Below are 19,227 nucleotides of genomic sequence, written 5' to 3'. Positions count from 1 at the left end.
CTGTCAATATACTTTCACATTCGCTTCATAGAATCCTCGCGTCATAGCGGCGCGAGCGTGAACCATGTGGTTTTGGGTCTGAGTGCGTGCCGGCTGTGCATTCGCCCACGCTACCCAAACACTGGATCACGACAACATGGCAGAGCCGCTCGACCTTTCCCGCCGCAAGGCCCTGAAACTCCTCGTGGGCGCGCCGATGCTGCCGCTCGGCGGGCTCGCCACGGCTTCGATGCTGACCGCTTGCGGGGGCAGCGACGAACTGGCGACGCCGGTCAAACCGGTCGCGAACTTCGTCTCCGCGGCATTCGCGAGCATGGCCGCGCCGACGCTGGCCGACCCCGCCGCCATGGCGAAGACCACGGTCGCCTCGACTTTGGCGGTGCAACTGAGCGACGGCAGCAGCCGCGCGTTCAAGCTGGCGTATCAGCCGTTCTTCGTCACCGGCGACAACGTGCCGAACGTGAAGGGCGGCACGATCCTCGCGGGCGGCTATTTCGACATCAACAATCAGCCGATCGTCGACAAATCGGTGGCGGGCAAAGAGCGCCAGTTCTACTCGGATTGCCCGGACGGCAGCTCGCTGATCCGCCTCGACAATCCGGCGGTGAAGGGCCTCAAGGGCAACGCGGTGTTCGCCGTCGTGCAGTTTGAATACGCGACCCGCGATCAGAGTCTGGTGTCGATGTACGGCCAACTGCCGTCGCCGATCGCCGTGCTCACGCTCGATCAGGATCCGGCCACCGGCAAGCTCACGCTGGCGGGGTATTCGAACGTCGATACATCGAAGGCGCATGGTTTGTGGATCACCTGCGGCGCGAGCCTGTCGCCGTGGAATACGCATCTGTCGAGCGAAGAGTACGAGCCGGACGCCACCACGATTGCCGGCAACAGCCAGTTCAAGGGCTTCAGCCGCAGCCTGTATGGCGATGAAACCGCCGCGAACCCGTATCACTACGGGCATCTGCCGGAAGTCACCGTCAATCCGGACGGTACAGGCACGATCAAAAAGCACTACTGCCTCGGCCGCATTTCGCACGAGCTGATTCAGGTGATGCCGGACAAGCGCACCGTGCTGATGGGCGACGACGCGACCAACGGCGGCCTGTTCATGTTCATCGCGGATCGCGAAGCCGATCTGTCGGCGGGCACGCTGTACGTCGCGAAGTGGACGCAAGTGTCCGCGAGCGGCGCGGGCGCGGCGACGCTGTCGTGGATCAACCTGGGCCACGCGACCAGCGACGAAATCGAGGCGCTCGCCAACCAGTTGCGCGCGAGCGACATCATGGACGTCGCGACCAAAGACCCGCTCGATCCGGCCTACACGAAGATCAACTACAACGGCACCTTCAACTGGGTGCGTATCAAGCCCGGCATGACCCAGGCGGCCACGTTCCTCGAGACGCATCGCTACGCGGCGCTGGCCGGCGGCAGCATGGGCTTCACGAAACTCGAAGGCACGACGGTCAATATCAAGGACAAGGTGCTGTATTCGGCGATGTCGCGCATCGAGAAGTCGATGGTGCGGGGCAATGCGGCATCCACCGACGTGGCCGTCGACAAGACCATTAACGCCGGCGCGGTCTACGCGCTGAACATGAAGGGCGGCCAGCGCGATCGCAGCGGCGCCGCGATCAACAGCGAATGGGTGCCGGTCGACATGGCCGCGCCGGCGGCGCTGGTCGGCGAGGATCTGTCAGCGGCCGATGCGCTCGGCAACACCGCTAACCCCGAGCGGATTGCGAACCCGGACAACCTGAAGTTCTCGGAGAAGCTGCGCACGCTCTTTATCGGCGAAGACAGCGGCATGCACGTGAACAACTTCCTGTGGGCGTACAACGTCGACACGAAGACGCTCGCGCGCGTGCTCTCTTGTCCGGCGGGCGCCGAGTCGACGGGCCTGCACGCCGTCGACGAAATCAATGGCTGGACTTACGTGATGAGCAACTTTCAGCACGTCGGCGATTGGGAAAGTCCGTTGCACGACAAGATCAAATCGACGCTCGATCCGCTCGTGCGGGCCAACTACAAGGACCGGTTCGGGGCGACGGTGGGGTATCTGACGGCGGATCCGGCGGGGATCAAGTTGTAAAAAGGTGTGAGTGGGATCGGCCTGCCGCGCGCGTGATGGCGTGTCGGTCAGGCCGCGCACGGGAACGCCGAAACCCGGCGTCCCGCTCTTCGGCCGGCACATTCCCGCAAGCATGGTGACCGCGCGCCGCCTCAACTCCGTTTACAAAAAATCGCCGTAATAAGCGGCGCTACGCGGTGCACGATCGCCGTGCTGCCGGTGCCGGCAATCGCGTTCCGAACCTTGGCTTCGCTGCCGAACACCACGACGCCGTAGGCCGAACGCGCGACCGGCTCGCCGTCGCCGACACGGAACATGGGATCGTCTTTTTCGTAGCCGACCACCGCGAACACGCGAAAGCCGTATGCGGTCAGATTCGCGCCGGAGGTCGGCGAGAAGGCATTGATCGAATTGCTCTCCACGCGCGTGGGCTTCGGGTCGATCATCTGTTGCTCCGCAAGGTCGGCAATGAACTGATGGCCGCTTTCATTGCAGGCAAGCGGCGCGTCGAGCGCGGTGGCGTAACTGGCGAGCGGCAGCGCGGCGGCCACCAGAGCAAGGAGTACAGACGAAAGAAAGCGTTTCATAAGCGTGGACGGCCACCCGATTCGATGTAGTGTGTTCGCAACGGGCGGTGGCGTGATCTCGAGACCCGAAAAGACGTTGCGCATCGACGTGATCCCCTTGAGGGCAGGCGCAACTGGTTTGCACTTTATCGCGATTCGGCAAATCTTGCTTTACAGCCAGCACAGATCGGCAACGCGCGGAGGGTAAAGAAACGTACGGTAAGAAAGCAATCTTTTGCGATCCCGTATATATTTCCGGGTTATGAATTCGCGACCCCAACCTCCAATTAACGTTCCGCCGCCCAGAACATGGGACGCGCGGCTCGCCCGCCGGCTCGTGACTCCGCTCGTGAACACGTGGGTCACGCCGAACCATCTGACCACGCTGCGCCTGCTGATCGGGCTGGCAGGCGCGCTCTGCCTTGCTCACGGCGAATTCGCGTGGGTCAACACCGGCGCCTTCCTGATCGTGCTGTCGAATTTTGTCGACCATACGGACGGCGAACTCGCGCGCATCGGCGGAAAGTCGAGCCGGATCGGTCATTTTTACGACCTCGCTTGCGATGCCCTTGTCACCGTCATGTTGTTCGTCGGCATGGGCATGGGAGCGGGCGCCACGCACATCGCCGGATTGAGAGTCGCGCCGGGTGTGCTCGGCGGCTTGGCCGGCGTGGCGATCGCGCTGATTTTCTTCCTGCGCATGCGCATCGAGGAAATGGCCGGCAAGGCGGGCACGAAGCAGGCATCCGTCGGCGGTTTCGAAACTGAAGACGTCTTGTATCTGCTGCCGATCGTTACGTTGACGAGCGTCGTGCTGCCCTTCGTCGTGGTGGCGTCCATCGGCGCGCCGCTTTTCGCTGTTTGGGTGGTGATTGACTACTGGCGCGTTGCGCGCCGTGCCGCTACCCCGGCGGCCGCTGCCGCCGGCAAGACCGAAACTAGCCAGATGTGGGCCAGCAAATGAGTACGCAGGCCGAAAACGACGTGATCGCGTCCGCTCCGGTCGGACGTACGCCGGCTGCCTCGCCCGCACCGAATGCCGACCGCGCCATCGCGAGCCGCACGCGCGAGTTCGACAATCCGCGTCTGCGCAAGGATTTCGCGGAGCAGGGCGCGTTTCTTTATCTGGAAGACTTTCTCGCGCCCGAAGTCACGGCGCAGCTCGTCCACAGCGCACGTTCGCTGCTCGACGAGGTGAACCGCAACTATCTGCCGGGTCACAAGCAGGGCGGCAGCGTGAGCCGTCATACGATCGACCGCCTTGCGCCGTTCATCGCCGAGCTGTACCGCTCGAAGGAATTGATCGGCTGGCTGGAGCAACTGAGCGGCGACAAGCTGCAGCTTTCGCCCGCCGACGATCCGCATGCGTACGCGCTGTATTACTACACGCGGCCGGGCGACCATATCGGCTGGCACTACGATACTTCGTACTATGACGGCCGCCGTTACACGCTGCTGCTCGGCGTGATCGACGAATCGTCTTGCCGGCTCGACTACGAGCTCCACACGCGCAATCCGGATATCGCGGATCAGCCGGGCTCGGTGCAGATTCCGCCGGGCGGCCTCGTGTTTTTCGACGGCGACAAGCTGCGCCATCGCATCACGCCCGCTGGCGCGAACGAAATGCGCGTCTCGCTCACTTTCGAGTACGTGACGGATCCGAACATGCGGCCGTGGCGTCGTTTCATCTCGAACATGAAGGACGCGATTGCGTACTTCGGCTTCCGCCAGGTGTTTCGTCAGATGACCCGACGCGGGAAGGACCGCGCATGAGCCGCGCGGCCCTGATTCTGCTGTCGATCGGGACGGCGCTGTTTGTCGGCCTGCTCGCGTGGCAGGGTTTCGGCACGGTCGCCTCGACGCTGCTCGCGGCCGGCTGGGGACTCGCGCTCGTCGCGGCGTTTCACCTCGTGCCGCTGATTCTCGATGCCGGCGCGATCTCGGTGCTGTTTCATCCTCGTCGTGACGGCGTGCATCATGATCTGACCTTGCGCGACGCGCTGTTCGCGCGTTGGATCGGCGAGTCGGTGAATAGCCTGTTGCCGGCCGGCCAGATCGGCGGCCCGGTCGTGATGGTGCGGCAACTGTCCCAGCGTGGCATGCGCATGCGCGATGCGGCTGCTGCGATCACGGTCAGCACGACCGCGCAGGCGCTCGCGCAAATTCTCTTCGCATTGGGCGGGCTGTTGCTGTTCGGCGCTTATGCCGCGCACGGCGCGCTGCACGATTTGCAGACCGCGACGTTGATCGCCACCGGCGTGCTGGGCGCGATGATCGTCGGGTTCTACTATGCACAGCGGCGCGGTCTGTTCGGCCGCTTGCTCGGTGTGGTCTCGAAGCTTTTCGGCAAGCGCGACTGGTCTTCGTTGATGACGCGTGCCGAAGCCGTCGATGCCGCCGTGCAGGCCATGTACCGCGAGCGCGGCCGCGTGGCGGCGAGCTTCCTGATGAGCCTGCTGGGCTGGATCGTCGGCACGGTGGAGGTGTGGCTCGCGCTGCGCTTTCTCGGTCATCCGGTCGATTGGGTCGACGCCCTGTTGCTCGAAAGCCTGGGGCAAGCGATTCGCGGCGCGGCGTTCATGATTCCCGGTTCGCTCGGCGTGCAGGAAGGCGGCTATCTGCTGCTCGCGCCGCTGGTGGGTTTGCCGCCGGACGCGGCCTTGGCGTTGTCGCTCGCCAAGCGCGCCCGCGAAATCCTGCTAGGCTTGCCGGGTCTGCTGGTTTTGCACTTCAGCGAACGAAGCTGGCAACGGCGCCGCGCGACAGGGCGCGTGCCGGTTGTCGATTAAACTCCGTATTTTTTCAAAGGACCGCGCATGCGTGCCATCATCCTCGCAGCGGGCCTCGGCCTGCGTCTCCAGCAACCGCCGGAAGCTCAGTTCCCGAAGTGTCTGTTGCAATTCGACGGCATGAGCCTGCTCGAACGGCATCTGCAAATGCTCGAAACCGCTGGCGTGACTGAAGTCGTGCTGGCGCTCGGCTTTCAGCCGGAATCGGTGCAGGCGGAACTGGAGCGCATCAACTGGCCGCACAAGGTGGAAACGGTGCTGAACACGCGTTACGACCTGGGCAGCGTGCTGACGGTGCACACGGTGGCCGAGGCGCTGACGCGCGGCGGCGACGTGCTGTTGATGGACGCCGACGTGCTCTACGACGAGCGCATTCTGGCCGCTTTGGTGGCGGGCGAGACGGTCAACCGCCTGTTGATCGACCGTGATTTCGAAGCCGGCGACGAACCCGTCAAGCTGTGTCTGAAAGACGGCGTGCCGGTCGAGTTGCGCAAGCAGCTCGCCGTCAATCTCGAGTACGACACCATCGGCGAATCGGTCGGGTTCTTCCGCTTCCGTCAGGAAACCGCGCAGCGCTTTGCGCAGATCGTGGCCGGCTACGTGGACAGCGACCGGGCCAACATGCCGCACGAAGAAGCGGTGCGCGATCTGCTGCTTGAGCGCAGCCAGGTGTTCGATACCGCCGACGTGACCGGCTCACCCTGGATCGAAATCGACTTCCCGAACGACGTGGCTCGCGCGAGCACCGAGATCCTGCCGCAGTTGCAGCCGCTGGTCAGCGCATCGCGCTAAGCAGTTCGTCTGCCTCTTCGCTGACGTATCGAAGGTTGAGCCGGCTGAATGCCGGCTCAACCTTTTTGTGCTTATCCCTCGAACCTTTGCATCGCCCGGTGCTTCGTTGCACGCTCAACCATCGCGCGTACGAAAAGACCTCGCGCAACAACATCTGTTGCCGATGCGATGCCATAATCGACGCTTTACACCGACGGCCTTGCAACCCGTCGCCTTGCCAATGCCTCTCGCTTTAGGCACTTTCATTGTTCCGCTGATCGTCGCGTGTGCGATGTTCATGGAAAACGTGGACGGCACGGTCATCGTGACGTCGCTGCCGGTTCTGGCGCGCGATCTCGGCCAGGATCCCATCACCCTCAAGCTCGCCGTGACGGCGTATGTCATCGGCCTCGGCGTCTTCATTCCCATCTGTGGCTGGGTCGCTGACCGCTTCGGCTCGCGCACGGCGTTTCGCACGGCCATCGGCGTCTTCATGGCCGGCTCGCTGATGTGCGCGGCTTCCACGTCGCTCGGCACGTTCGTGGTTGCGCGCTTCGTGCAAGGCATTGGCGGCGCGATGATGGTGCCGGTGGGCCGCATCATCATTTTCCGTTCGGTGCCGAAGTCCGACTTCATTCGCGCGGTCAACTATCTGACGGTGCCGGCTTTGCTTGGACCGGTGGTCGGGCCGCCGCTGGGCGGCTTCATCACGACCTATTTGCATTGGCGTCTGATCTTTTTCATCAACATTCCAATTGGCCTGCTCGGCATCTGGCTCGCGAACAAACACATTGCCAACGTGCGCGAAGCGCATCCGGGCCGGCTCGACTGGACTGGTTTCTTTTTGTCCGCGAGCGGGGCGTCGCTGTTCATGCTGGGGCTTTCGCTGGTGGGCGGCGAGTTGGTGTCGAACACGGTGTCGGTCGGCATGTGCGTGATCGGCGTGATGTTGCTGACGTTGTACATGCTGTACGCGAGTCGCGTCGAACTGCCTGTGCTCGATCTGCGACTGCTGCGCATTCCGAGTTTTCACGCGAGCGTGGTGGGCGGTTCGCTGTTTCGTGTCGGTCTCGGCGCCGTGCCGTTTTTGTTGCCGCTCGCATTGCAGGAAGGGCTCGGCATGACGGCGTTCAAGTCGGGCTCGATCACGTGCGCGTCCGCGTTCGGCTCGATCTTCATGAAGGCGGCCGCGTCGCGCATTCTCGAGCGCTTCGGTTTCCGCACCGTGCTGATGTTCAACGCGGGCTGTGCGGGCCTCGCCATCGCGGTCTACGGTCTGTTCTTTCCCGGCACGCCGCATTGGCTGATCTGGTGTGTCGTGCTGTTCGGCGGCTTCTTTCCGTCGCTGCAGTTCACCTCGTTGAATACCTTGGCATATGCGGACATCCCGAGCCGCGACGTGGGCCGCGCGACGAGCGTCGCGAGCGTGATCCAGCAGATTTCGTTGGGGCTCGGTGTGACGATCGCGGGTATCGTGCTGCAGATTTCGCACAACGTGCAGGGTCATTCGACCATTGTGTTCTCCGATTTCTGGCCGGCTTTTCTCGTGGTCGGTCTGTTCTCGTTCATGTCGATTCCCATCACCGCGCGACTGCCGCACGGCGCCGGCGATGAGATTGCGCGCGGCAGTCGCGGGCGGGCGTAAGCGCAATACGCGGTGCGCCATGTTCCGCGGCATGTGGCTTGCCGAATGCCTCTGTCCCGGGCGTTTTGACCAGCGTTTTTGCATGCCGTCGAACCGGTGTTTTTGTGTGCCGCAACATAGACCCTACGACATCTAGCGGCTTCGCAAGCGAGCAGTTCACATGTTATAAACCTCCAAGACATCTGTATTCATCGGATAAAAGTCTTCTTGGGGGATAGGCAATGAAGTTGTTCCGCAACGTTAAATCGTCGGCAAGCGGATTCGCGCTGGTCGCACTCGTCGCTGTCTCAACCGGGTTTCTCGAGGCCACGCCCGCACTCGCGAAACCGCCCGCGAAAGCTCAACCGGCTGTACTCACCGCCTCAGCGATAGCGGTCGCGGACAAGTTCAGCGCCGACGCCGCCGAGCAGATCTTCAAGGAAGGCGGCAACGCCGTCGACGCGGCCGTCGCGATCGCCTTCACGCTTGCCGTCACGTATCCGGAAGCGGGCAACATCGGCGGCGGTGGTTTCATGACGCTCTATGTCGACGGCAAGCCGTACTTTCTCGACTACCGCGAGCGCGCTCCGCTGGCCGCGACCAAGAACATGTATCTCGACGACAAGGGCGAGGTCATCAAAGGCATGAGCCTGTTCGGCTACCGTGCAGTGGGCGTGCCGGGCACCGTCGACGGCATGTGGCAGGCGCAGCGCCGCTTCGGCAAGCTCAAGTGGAAGCAGGTGCTCGCACCGGCCATCCATTACGCGCGCGATGGTTTCGAGGTCAGCCAGCAATTGCAGGAACGCCGCGACGATGCCGCGAAAGACTTCGCCGGCAAGACCAACTTCGATACTTACTTCGGCAATCTGAAGCAAGGCGTCAACTTCAAGCAGCCGGATCTGGCTGCTGTGTTGCAGCGCATTTCGGATCAAGGCGCCAAAGATTTCTATCAGGGCAAGACGGCTGACCTGATCGCGGCGTCCATGCGCGGTCACGGCCTGATCACCAAGGCCGATCTGCAACAGTACAAAGCAGTGTGGCGCCAGCCGATCCAGGCCGACTGGAACGGCTATCGCGTCTACACCGCGCCGCCTCCGAGCTCGGGCGGTATCGGTCTCGTGCAACTGCTGAAAATGAAGGCCGACATTGCGCCCGACTTCAAGGACGTCACGCTCAATTCCGCGCAGTACGTGCATCTGATCGCGGAAATCGAAAAGCGCGTGTTCGCCGACCGCGCGCAGTACCTCGGCGATCCTGACTTCTACAAGGTGCCGGTCGCTCAATTGACCGACGACGCATATATCGCCAAGCGCGCCGCCGAAGTGAATCCGAACACGCCGTCCGACACGAAGAGCGTGCAGCCTGGCCTCGGCACGTCGATGCCGGAGAAAGCGGAAACCACGCACTTCTCGGTGATCGACAAGTGGGGTAACGCCGTGTCGAACACGTACACCATCAACGGCTATTTCGGTTCGGGCGTGGTGGCGGATCGCACGGGCATCGTGCTGAACGACGAGATGGACGACTTCTCCGCGAAGCCGGGCGTCGCGAACATGTTCGGCGTGGTGGGCAGCGACGCGAACTCGATCGAACCAAAGAAGCGGCCGCTCTCCTCGATGAGCCCGACGATCCTGACGAAGGACGGCAAGGTGTCGCTCGTGATCGGCACGCCGGGCGGCTCGCGCATCTTCACGTCGATCTTCCAGGTGATCAACAACGTCTACGACTACAACATGCCGCTGCAGCAGGCTGTCGCCGAGATGCGCTTCCATCATCAGCTGTTGCCGCCGAACACGATCTTCTGGGAGCCGTACAAGCCGATCGAGGGTGAACTCGCCAAGCAGATCGAAGCCAAGGGCTACACGCTGAAGGGGCAGGATTTCAGCGGCGATATCCAGGCGATCAAGGTCAACGGCGATACACCGGAAGCCGCGGCCGATCCGCGCGGCCGTGGTGTGACGCGCGTGATCCAGTAAGCGTTTTTGCAGGGAATTGGGCGGCGCGTCTTGAGATGAGATGCGCCGCTGGTTAATAAAAAGCCTCGCGTTCGACTGAACGCGAGGCTTTTTATTTGTGGGCGAGGGCGTGCTGGCTAACGTTGCTTCAGCTAGCCTGCTCGACCGGCGTCAACGTCAATTCGAGCCGCTGCGCGCCGCGCAACACCGTCACGTCGACGGGTCTTTCGATCCGCGATGCGTCGAGCGTGCGCTGCAAACTGTCCACGTCCTGCACGGCCTGCGTATCGATCGCGATGATCGTATCGTCGGTGCGCAGACCGCCGAGCGCGGCCGGGCTGCCTTTGACGATCTCCATGACATGCACGCCGCTTTCCGAGTTCAAGCCGAAGTAGCGCTGCACACGGCGCGACAGCGGCCTGGTGGTGCCCGCCACGCCGATATACGCGCGCCGCACGCGGCCATGCGCGAAGATCTGCATGATGACCCACTTGGCGGTGTCGATGGCCGTGGCAAAGCAGATGGCCTGCGCGCCGGGAATGATCGCGGTATTCACGCCGATCACCTGGCCCGCCGAATTGATCAGCGGACCACCCGAATTGCCGGGATTGAGCGCGGCGTCGGTCTGGATCACGTCGTAGATCATGCGGCCCGAGTTCGAGCGCAGCGAGCGGCCGAGCGCCGACACCACGCCCGTCGTGACGGTTTGCGCGAGGCCGAGCGGATTGCCGACCGCGATCGCGATCTGCCCGACGCGCAGCTTCGACGACTCGCCGAGTTCGACATGCGGCAAGGGTTCCGGCGAGCCGATCCGCAAAACGGCCAGATCGCTGCCGGGATCGTCGCCGACCAGATCGGCGTCGAATTTCGCGCCGTCGGCGAGCGTCACGGTGATGTGGGTGGCGCCGTGCACGACATGGCTATTGGTGAGCAGATAACCGTCGGGCGTGAACAGAAAGCCCGAGCCGGTGCCGCCGCGCGAGCCGCTTGCGCGGCCGGACGGCTCGCCGGGCAGGCGGCGTTCGACGGCAATGAAAGCGACGGCTTGCTGAACGCGTTCCAGTGCGCCGATCACGGTGCGGGAGTAGGCGTCGAGCAGGGCGTCGTCGGATAAAGGATTGAGTGTCTCGGGCCCGGGGGCGTCGGATGCGGCGCGCGACAGGTCATCGACGAAGCGTGGGCGGCTTCCCATGGCGATGCTCCGGATAAACGGAATGGCAGATGCGGGGCGTCGCGTAGGTTTTCAAGTGCCTGCGAGGCGCGCCGCGGCGGCGCGGCCTGTGAGACACTTTCCGGATGAAGCCAGCCGATGCGAGCACCGCGGCCAACGGCACGGCATGCACCGTGCTGGGCACGTGAGACTCCCGCCATGCCAAGGAGGCAGCCGCCATGAACTCACCCGCCACGTCAGCCTCGCCGACCGGGGCCGCCGAACCGCAAATCGAATCGATCAGCGCCATCACGCTTGCCACCCGCGATATGCCGCGCGCCGTGCTGTTTTACGAAGCTCTCGGCTTTCCGATGAAATTCGGCGGTCCGCAGGAGGCATTTACATCGTTTGCGTTCGGCGGCTCGTATCTGAACCTGATCGTCGATACGCGCGCGCCGGTCGCCTGGTGGGGCCGCGTGATCATCTATGTGTCCGACGTCGACGCGATCTACCGCAAAGCGCTGGCGGCGGGGCTGAAGCCGTCGCTCGAGCCGTCCGATGCGCCGTGGGGCGAGCGCTATTTCCACATCACCGATCCTGACGGCCACGAAATCAGCTTCGCGAAACCGCTGAACGCGTGACGTCAGCGCCGGGCGGCCCGGCAAAACTCGCTATCATGGACATCGACCGGGCGCGCGCGCCGCACTGGTAACACGGCTGACACCTGCCGCTTCGATAATCGAACGCGTCCGCGTCGCGTTTGCCGCCGCGCGCCTAACCATTTCCGTTGCCAGGAGAGCCGCAATGAAAGAGCTGGATTCGAGACCCGAGGCCGAATTGATGGCCGAGCGGCAGCGCCGTTTCGAAGAGGACCTGATCGACGCGTACGACGAGGAACTCGAGATGGAGGTCGACGACCGCATCATCGACGGCGCGGACGGCTTCACGCCCGAGCATCGCGAGGCGCGCAAGATGTACTTCCGCGAGCTGTTCCGGTTGCAGGGCGAACTCGTCAAATTGCAGGACTGGATCGTGCAGACCGGCCATCGCCTCGTGGTGATTTTCGAAGGGCGCGATGCGGCCGGCAAGGGTGGCGCGATCAAACGCATCACGCAGCGGCTCAATCCGCGCGTGTGCCGCGTGGCGGCGCTGCCGGCGCCGAATAACCGCGAACGCACGCAATGGTATTTCCAGCGCTACGTGTCGCATCTTCCGGCCGGCGGCGAAATGGTGCTGTTCGATCGCAGCTGGTACAACCGCGCGGGCGTCGAGCGCGTGATGAATTTTTGCAGCGACGAAGAATACGAAGAGTTCTTCCGTTCGGTGCCGGAATTCGAAAAGATGCTGGCGCGCAGCGGCGTGCAGATTCTCAAGTACTGGTTTTCGATTACCGACGAAGAACAGGAAATCCGCTTTCAGAACCGCATTCACGACCCGCTGAAGCAGTGGAAGCTGAGTCCCATGGATCTGGAAAGCCGGCGCCGCTGGGAAGCCTATACGCAGGCCAAGGAAGTGATGCTGCAGCGCTCGCACATTCCCGAAGCGCCGTGGTGGGTCGTGCAGGCGGTCGACAAGAAGCGCGCGCGCCTGAACTGCATTCACCATCTGCTGAGCCAGGTGCCGTATCACGAGATCGAGCATTCGACTATCGAATTGCCCGCGCGTGTCTATCACGACGAATACAGCCGCCAGCCGGTGCCGGCGTCGATGATCGTGCCTGAGCTGTATTGACCGATCAGCGTACCGGTCGATGAAATAAAAAAAGCGCGGCCGCGAGCCGCGCTTTTTTTTGCCGTTCCCGGAGGCGGCGACCGGTTGAGGAACTGGCCGCCGTGAGGGCTTAAAACACCGCCCGGAACACCCAGTACAAGCCAGCCGCCAGCGCGATGGAAACCGGCAGCGTCAGCACCCAGGCGAGAATCAGGCTGCGCACCGTGCCCCATTGCAGGCCGGAACCGTTAGCCGCCATCGTGCCCGCCACGCCCGAAGAGAGCACATGCGTCGTGGAAACCGGCAGGCCGTACATGTCGGCGGCGCCGATCGTCAGCATCGCCACCAGTTCAGCCGATGCACCTTGTCCGTACGTCAAATGCTGTTTGCCGATCTTCTCGCCGACCGTCACGACGATGCGCTTCCATCCCACCATCGTGCCGAGACCGAGGGCGATCGCCACCGCGACCTTGACCCACGTCGGAATGAACTTGGTGGCGTGATCGGTTTGAGCCTTGAAGTTGCCGATCACCTTGGCGTCCTCCGGCGAGAAGGCCGGCTGCTTGTTTTTGGCCATCAGGCGGATCGCTTCCGAGACCACGTACATGTTGTTGCGCACGTTGTCGACGATATTTTGCGGCACCGCAGCCATCGAGCCCGACGAGCTGACCTGGCCGGCAATGATGTCGGTCAGTTGTTGCAGCGCCGGCAACGTGGCGGGCGTCAATTGATGCGTGCGCACGTAGGCTTCGACATCGGCGCGCGGATTGGCCGAAGGCGTGGCGCCCTGGGTGTATTTGGCGAGCGTCGCCGAGGTTTCATGCGCGACGGCGAGGAAGGTTTGCGTTTCTGCCGGCGTCACCGCCTTGTTCAGTGCGTACGCCGTCGGCACCGTGCCGATCAGGATCAGCATGATGAGGCCCATGCCTTTCTGGCCGTCGTTCGAGCCGTGCGCGAACGAGACGCCCGTGCAGGTCAGGATCAGCAGGCTGCGGATCCAGAACGGCGGCGGCTCCTTGCCCTTCGGTTCGGCATACAGCGCGGGAATGCGCACCACGGCTTTCAGGATCAGCAGCAGCAAACCTGCCGCGAGAAAGCCGACCAGCGGCGAGAACAGCAAGGACTTGCCCACGCCGAGCGCCTGATTCCAGTCCACGCCGCTCGTGCCGTCGGTGCCGTGCATCAGTTGGTTCATCAGGCCGACGCCGATGATCGAGCCGATCAGCGTATGCGAGCTCGACGACGGCAGTCCGAACCACCACGTGCCGAGATTCCAGATGATCGCGGCGATCAGCAAGGCGAAGACCATCGCGAAACCGGCGCTGCTGCCGACCTGCAAGATCAGTTCGACGGGCAGCAGTTGCAGAATGCCGAAGGCGACCGCGCCGCTCGACGTCAGCACGCCGAGAAAATTCCAGCCGCCTGACCACACCACAGCCAGGTTCGGCGCGAGCGAATGGGTGTAGATCACGGTTGCGACCGCGTTCGCCGTGTCGTGAAAGCCGTTGACGAACTCAAAACCCAGCGCGATTAAAAGCGCAATGCCGAGCAGCAGGTAAGGCATTACCGAGCTTTCGCGAACGGGTTGCAGATCGTCCATTAAGTGCACGGCGCAATAAACCGCACCGACCAGTATCACGGCAAGGAAAATGACGAGGCTGATGTTGCGCCCCTTTCCGCTAGCAGTGCCCGGCTGTGGATACGAAAGTTCCGGCATGACGTGAGCCCCAAAAGTTTGTCGCGGAGTTTCCGATCCTGCGGGGCGTGTGTGTCGCAATGATGACAGTTGCGTGACGCACATGCGGGATGCGGCGGCGCGCGGCCACTGGCTGCGCGCCGCTTCGATGTACGGTTTCCTGGTGTCGGATCCTGACGCTCAGATGTCCGAAAAGAACTCGGGCGAGCGGTCCAGCTAAGAAGCGGAGAACACTTCGCCGCTTGCGCTGCCGCCCAGACTTCGCTTGTAGGCTTGCGCGACCACGGCGGCCGGCACGCCTTGCGACGGATCGCGGCCCATCGACTGGAGCGTCTCGGCGACCCAGCCCGGGCTGACCACATTAACGCGGGCTTTGCCACGCAACTCGAGCGCCGCCGAGCGCACGAACGCTTCCACGCCGGCGTTCACGATGCTGACCGCCGCGCTGCCTTCCATCGGCTGCTGCGCGAGTACGCCGCTCGTCAGCGTGAAGCACGCGCCTTGCGACACATGCGCCGCGCCACACCGCACCAGGTTGACCTGGCCCATCAATTTGTTGGCAAGACTGAACGAGAAATCCTCGTCGGAGAGCGAGGCGAGTGGAGCGAACTTCGCTGCGCCGGCGGTGCAGATGACCGCGTCGAGTGTGCCGGCTTGCTGATACATCGACTGGATGCTGGGTTTGTTCGACAGGTCCACGTGCAGATCGGAACCCTTGCGACTCGCGGTGACGATGTCGTGTTCGGCACCGAGCAGCTTGACCACTTCGCCGCCGATCAGGCCCGTTGCACCGACAATCAGTATTCGCATAGAACCTCCTAAGAGTAGGCCACGCGTCTCGACATGCATTCATATGGACCGCGGCGCCAGCTCGCCGCTGAGCGCCATCGCGTCTGTTAAAGATAGTCGCTCCAGGGCGCCCTGCCGTCGAAGGGAGAAAAAGGAACAAGCCTGCCGTGAGGTGCATGACTCGCGCATCGGATCGTGCGTGGGCGCTATGGATCGCGACGAAATAAACGCGCGAATATCCGCCAGGACCTTTTTTTGCTAGTCTGTGGATAAGGTGTTCCCAAGGGGCTTCAATGACGCGCGACAGCCTGAAAGTCGATAAACGACCCGCTGACAGTGATCCAGCCGCCGGCGCGCACTCTGCGCAAGAGGCCTTCGCGTCGTATGCGGCGCCTCTCGTCGATCATGCGATCGAATACGCCAACGCGGTGCGCGAAGACGCGTCGCCGGAAGCGCTGCACAAATTGCGTGTCTCGCTGCGCCGTTTGCGCTCCTTATGGTGGGCCTTCGAGCCGTTGCTCGAAAAAGGCGAGAACACGCGGCAACGTGCGCTGTATAAGTTTCTGGCCACAGCTGCCGGCAAAACGCGCGACTGGGACATTCTGATTGAATTGCTGATACACGACGACAACGGTGCACGCACCGGCACGAGTGAAATCGCGCCCAAACTCCAGGACGCTCGCGGCGCCGCGTTGTCGACAAGCCGCGAAACGCTCTCGAACGCCGACGTCAAACATCTGCTGCGCGAAGCCTTGTCCAGTGCGTCCAAAGAATTGAATACCGCGCATGAACGCATGCCGCTGCGGAAATTCGCGAGGCAACGTGTGGCCGCTTCAGAGCGTTCGTTAAACAAACGGATGAAACGCGCGCGTCGGGCGAAGCGCTCCAACTACATCGCCTTTCACAATGTGAGGAAGGCAGGAAAGAAGCTGCGGTATCTGCTGGAGTTTTTCGAACCCGTCCTGAGCAGTGGCCACAAACGTACCCTCAAACGTCTGAAGCAGATCCAGAAACGTTTCGGTGCGCTGAACGATGTGGTCGCGAGCGAGATGTTGCTGCGCGACAATGCTGCTCTGCTCGCGGGCTCCGGCGATACGGATGCGGCGCTCCACTGGCTTGGCAAGGAGCGCAAACGCCGGATGCGCTCGGCGGCCGGACTGCTGCGCAAACTATGATGCTGGGCGCATCGTTGCGCGCGGCCGCGTACGAAACGGCACGAATCGCATCCGAATAACAACATTGGCTGCGCGTCCGCGTGGGTTGTGCCATGCGGATCGTCTGCGAAGGAGGTGATGCGCACGTGGCACGTCAAACGCTTTCGCTGCGTCGGCGCTGGCGCAAGAGGTTGCGCGCCTATGGCACGGGCGTATCGCGATACGTGGGTAATCACCCGTTTTTTGCGGGGATGGCCGGTACGCTGGTGGCCGTGTCCATGGCGGGCTTGACGCTGCTGACGCTCAGCACCGGCCGCGCCGATGCGCTCGATCACGCGCGCGACACGTCGCAAAACCTCGTCGCGATCATTTCCACCGACCTCGAACGCAACGTCGAAATCTACGATCTGTCATTGCAGGCGATGGTGGACGGGGCGCGCAACCAGGCCGCCTGGACGCTGCCCGCCGGCGTACAGCGCGCGGTGATGTTCGACCGGGCGACAACCGCGGCCTACCTGGGCGGCGCCTATGTGATCGGCCGGGACGGGCAGGTGATCGCCTCGCAAAGCGGCGAGGTCAACGCCGCGGTGCGCCTTGCCGACCGCGACTATTTTCTGGCCCATCAACGCAGCCCCGCCGTGGGCCTGTATTTCTCGCACCCGTTCCGCTCCCGGCTGCGCGACGGCAAACTCTCCATCGGTCTCACGCGGCGCATCGACCAAGCCGATGGCACGTTCGCCGGCGTCGCGCTGCTGGCCATTCGCATCGAATATTTTCAACACCTGCTGGACCGGATCGATACCGGCCGGCTGGGCTCGGTGTTCGTCGTGATGGACGACGGCACCTTGCTCGCGCGCAAGCCGCTCTCGTCGCGCGATATCGGCTCGAGCATCGCGAAGTCGCCGACGTTCCAGGTGATGGCCGCGCATAACGCGGGCACGTATGCGGCGATTTCGGCCGTGGACGGCGTGCGGCGTATGTACACGTACGCGCGCGTGCCCGGCACGCCGCTGATCGCGGTGGTCGCGCCCGCCGTGGACGAAGTGCTGGCGCCGTGGTGGCGTCGCAGCCGGATCGTCGGTGGGCTGACGCTCACGTTCGGTGTGGTCTTCGTGATGGTCTCGTGGCTGCTGTCGTTCGCGTTGCGCGACAAGCTGCGCGCGCAGGCGGCGCTGGTTCGTCTTGCCGCAACCGATCCGCTCACCGGACTGAGCAACCGCCGCGTGCTCGATAACCGGCTCGACGAAGAGTGGCGGCGCGCGCGGCGCATGGGCCAACCGCTCTCGGCGCTGTTCATCGACATCGATCACTTCAAGCAATTCAACGACACCTACGGCCATGCGAGCGGTGACGAGGCTTTGAGCGCGGTGGCCGAATGCATCGCGGCGACGGTGCGCCGCGCGGTCGACGTGGTGGCGCGGTACGGCGGCGAGGAGTTCGCCGTGATCTTGCCGGACACGCCGGCCGAGGGCGCGCTCAATGTGGCGGAGAAGATTCGTCGCAAGGTGCAGAGCCAGGATGTGATCCGCAGCGACGGTGCAATCGTCGCGGTCACCGTGAGCGTGGGTTGCGCGACCTGTGTGCCGGCCGAGGGCGCCCATGCACTCGATCTGCTGGCCGCCGCCGACCGGCAGCTTTATGCCGCCAAGGCGGCCGGCCGCAATCGCGTCAGTTCGGCCACGTGGGCTGAACGTCCAATGACCCAGCATTCCTCGATGTAAGCGGCGCCAAGGCTGAACCGCGACCGGCGCGGCTCAGGTGCCTTGGGTGCTGCGCGGGGCGAAGCCGCGCAACGTGATTGCCCCGCGCGCCTCGCCGTGCGCTTCGGGCGCTCGGTTGCCGGTCAGCTCGCCGGCCGGTGCAAGCGGTTCGACCGGAAAGCCGCGCCGCTGCCAGGCATCGAGGCCGCCCCGCAGTGCGCGAATCCGCGTGTAGCCGTTGTGACGCATGCGTTGCGTGATCTCGAAGGCGGTCGCGCTGTCCGGGCAAATGCAGTAGATCACCATGTCGTACGTCCGCAGTGCGCCGTCGATCTGCTCCTGCGAATGCGGATCGAGCGCGAGCGCGCCGGGAATGCGGCACGGCGCTTCGAGCGCGGGCGCTTGCGGACGGGCGTCGAGCACCTTGGGCGGCGCGATGCGGCGCCAGCCGCCGGCGGCTGCCCGTTCCGCCGTAGCCGAGGCGGCATCGGCGAAACGGCGGCGTGCGCGGCGTCGTTGCTGCAGCCGGAAAGCGAGAAACACGAGAGCCGTGGCCAGCAAAACGTCGATGACGGTGCCGCCGCGGGCTTTGACGAAGTCGAGCAGCATATGCAGCTGCCGTTCCGCGGCGGCGCCGCCGACCAGCCAGAAGGCGGCCCACGCGAGGGCGCCGGCGAAATCGTAGGCCGCATAGATGCGGGCGTCGACGGCGGTCGTGCCCATCAGCGGCGGGGTGATGAGCGCGAGCCCGGGGACGAACTTCGAGATCGAGACGAGCGGCACACCGAAGCGCTCGAACAGCGCGCGCGCCTGGTCCACCTTGGAATCGACGGCAGGCGAGATCCGGCCGAGCGCGGCAATCAGCTTGCGGCCATACAGGCGGCCCGCCGTGAACCATGCGCCGTCGCCCATCAGCGCGCCGAGCACGGCCGCGCCGAGGACCGGCCAGAAGGACAGGGTGCCGGCGGCGATCGCGGAGCCCGCGAAGAGCAGCACGGGCACCGCGGGGATCGGCACGCCGAGGCGCGTCAACAGGACGTTGAGGAACACGACCGCGCCACCCCAGGTTGACACCGCCGAAGACGGAAATTCTACCAATTGAGGCGCTCCTGTTTTTTGCGGTTGAGCCGACGTGCTTCGGGGGCTTTTTTCACGCGGTTGCAAAGCGTGTACCCGGGCGGCCTACTGGTCGGCTTTCATTCGAGCGGGGTTCCGTTCGCTCAGGATACTCGATGGATTTGGCGCTGGGCGAGCA

The 19,227-nt window shown here is 63.7% G+C and carries 16 protein-coding genes; 11 read left to right on the top strand and 5 right to left on the bottom strand.

What is annotated here, in order from left to right:
- Nucleotides 1-136 precede the first annotated feature (136 nt).
- The gene (locus tag B0G74_RS27610; protein ID WP_132378237.1) at nt 137-2,089 is read left to right on the top strand and encodes an alkaline phosphatase PhoX; all 1,953 of its coding nucleotides are present in this window, start codon (nt 137-139) and stop codon (nt 2,087-2,089) included.
- 131 nt (nt 2,090-2,220) lie between these two features.
- Here the strand turns inward: B0G74_RS27610 and B0G74_RS27605 are convergent, their stop codons facing one another.
- On the bottom strand, nt 2,221-2,655 hold the full coding sequence (locus tag B0G74_RS27605) for a hypothetical protein (protein ID WP_132378235.1): 435 nt from the start codon (nt 2,653-2,655) through the stop codon (nt 2,221-2,223).
- A 241-nt stretch (nt 2,656-2,896) separates the two neighbouring features.
- On the opposite strand from B0G74_RS27605, the gene B0G74_RS27600 reads away from it, so the two are divergent.
- The 6 genes from B0G74_RS27600 (at nt 2,897) to ggt (ending at nt 9,794) form a co-directional block, all read left to right on the top strand.
- Nucleotides 2,897-3,598: a CDP-alcohol phosphatidyltransferase family protein gene (locus B0G74_RS27600; protein ID WP_132378233.1), complete on the top strand. Its 702-nt coding sequence runs from the start codon at nt 2,897-2,899 to the stop codon at nt 3,596-3,598.
- Nucleotides 3,595-4,407 carry a 2OG-Fe(II) oxygenase gene (locus tag B0G74_RS27595; RefSeq protein ID WP_132378231.1) on the top strand — a complete coding sequence of 271 codons (813 nt, stop codon included), beginning with the start codon at nt 3,595-3,597 and terminating at the stop codon, nt 4,405-4,407. Before B0G74_RS27600 ends, B0G74_RS27595 begins: the two co-directional genes overlap by 4 nt.
- The gene (locus B0G74_RS27590) at nt 4,404-5,423 is read left to right on the top strand and encodes a lysylphosphatidylglycerol synthase domain-containing protein (RefSeq protein WP_132378230.1); all 1,020 of its coding nucleotides are present in this window, start codon (nt 4,404-4,406) and stop codon (nt 5,421-5,423) included. Before B0G74_RS27595 ends, B0G74_RS27590 begins: the two co-directional genes overlap by 4 nt.
- Before the next feature lie 27 nt (nt 5,424-5,450).
- Entirely contained in the window at nt 5,451-6,215 is a 765-nt protein-coding gene (locus B0G74_RS27585; RefSeq protein ID WP_132378228.1) for a phosphocholine cytidylyltransferase family protein, read from the top strand.
- A gap of 220 nt (nt 6,216-6,435) precedes the next feature.
- On the top strand, nt 6,436-7,839 hold the full coding sequence (locus tag B0G74_RS27580) for an MFS transporter (protein ID WP_132378226.1): 1,404 nt from the start codon (nt 6,436-6,438) through the stop codon (nt 7,837-7,839).
- A 221-nt stretch (nt 7,840-8,060) separates the two neighbouring features.
- Entirely contained in the window at nt 8,061-9,794 is a 1,734-nt protein-coding gene (gene ggt / locus B0G74_RS27575) for a gamma-glutamyltransferase (protein ID WP_132378224.1), read from the top strand.
- 127 nt (nt 9,795-9,921) lie between these two features.
- Here ggt and B0G74_RS27570 read toward each other — a convergent pair whose 3' ends face one another.
- Nucleotides 9,922-10,965 carry a trypsin-like peptidase domain-containing protein gene (locus B0G74_RS27570; RefSeq protein WP_132378222.1) on the bottom strand — a complete coding sequence of 348 codons (1,044 nt, stop codon included), beginning with the start codon at nt 10,963-10,965 and terminating at the stop codon, nt 9,922-9,924.
- Nucleotides 10,966-11,162: 197 nt separating this feature from the next.
- On the opposite strand from B0G74_RS27570, the gene B0G74_RS27565 reads away from it, so the two are divergent.
- Nucleotides 11,163-11,564, top strand: a complete 402-nt coding sequence (locus tag B0G74_RS27565) for a VOC family protein (RefSeq protein ID WP_132378220.1) — start codon at nt 11,163-11,165, stop codon at nt 11,562-11,564.
- Nucleotides 11,565-11,727: 163 nt separating this feature from the next.
- Nucleotides 11,728-12,654 (top strand): polyphosphate kinase 2, encoded by a 927-nt coding sequence (gene ppk2, locus B0G74_RS27560; RefSeq protein WP_132378218.1) that lies wholly within the window; start codon nt 11,728-11,730, stop codon nt 12,652-12,654.
- A gap of 109 nt (nt 12,655-12,763) precedes the next feature.
- On the opposite strand, the gene B0G74_RS27555 is transcribed toward ppk2, so the two are convergent.
- Nucleotides 12,764-14,350, bottom strand: coding sequence for an inorganic phosphate transporter (locus tag B0G74_RS27555; RefSeq protein ID WP_132378216.1), 1,587 nt, complete (start codon nt 14,348-14,350; stop codon nt 12,764-12,766).
- Nucleotides 14,351-14,545: 195 nt separating this feature from the next.
- Nucleotides 14,546-15,139, bottom strand: coding sequence for a short chain dehydrogenase (locus B0G74_RS27550; RefSeq protein WP_132378214.1), 594 nt, complete (start codon nt 15,137-15,139; stop codon nt 14,546-14,548).
- Nucleotides 15,140-15,411: 272 nt separating this feature from the next.
- Between B0G74_RS27550 and B0G74_RS27545 the strand changes: the two genes are divergently transcribed.
- Together B0G74_RS27545 and B0G74_RS27540 are read left to right on the top strand one after the other, a co-directional pair.
- Nucleotides 15,412-16,293, top strand: coding sequence for a CHAD domain-containing protein (locus B0G74_RS27545; RefSeq protein WP_132378212.1), 882 nt, complete (start codon nt 15,412-15,414; stop codon nt 16,291-16,293).
- Between the two features lie 125 nt (nt 16,294-16,418).
- The gene (locus tag B0G74_RS27540) at nt 16,419-17,993 is read left to right on the top strand and encodes a diguanylate cyclase (protein WP_132378210.1); all 1,575 of its coding nucleotides are present in this window, start codon (nt 16,419-16,421) and stop codon (nt 17,991-17,993) included.
- A 33-nt stretch (nt 17,994-18,026) separates the two neighbouring features.
- On the opposite strand, the gene B0G74_RS27535 is transcribed toward B0G74_RS27540, so the two are convergent.
- Nucleotides 18,027-19,070 (bottom strand): VTT domain-containing protein, encoded by a 1,044-nt coding sequence (locus B0G74_RS27535; protein ID WP_132378208.1) that lies wholly within the window; start codon nt 19,068-19,070, stop codon nt 18,027-18,029.
- Nucleotides 19,071-19,227: the final 157 nt, after the last annotated feature.

The organism is Paraburkholderia sp. BL9I2N2, assembly GCF_004339745.1.
Classification (GTDB): domain Bacteria; phylum Pseudomonadota; class Gammaproteobacteria; order Burkholderiales; family Burkholderiaceae; genus Paraburkholderia.
This window is presented reverse-complemented; position numbering and strand designations above follow the sequence as displayed.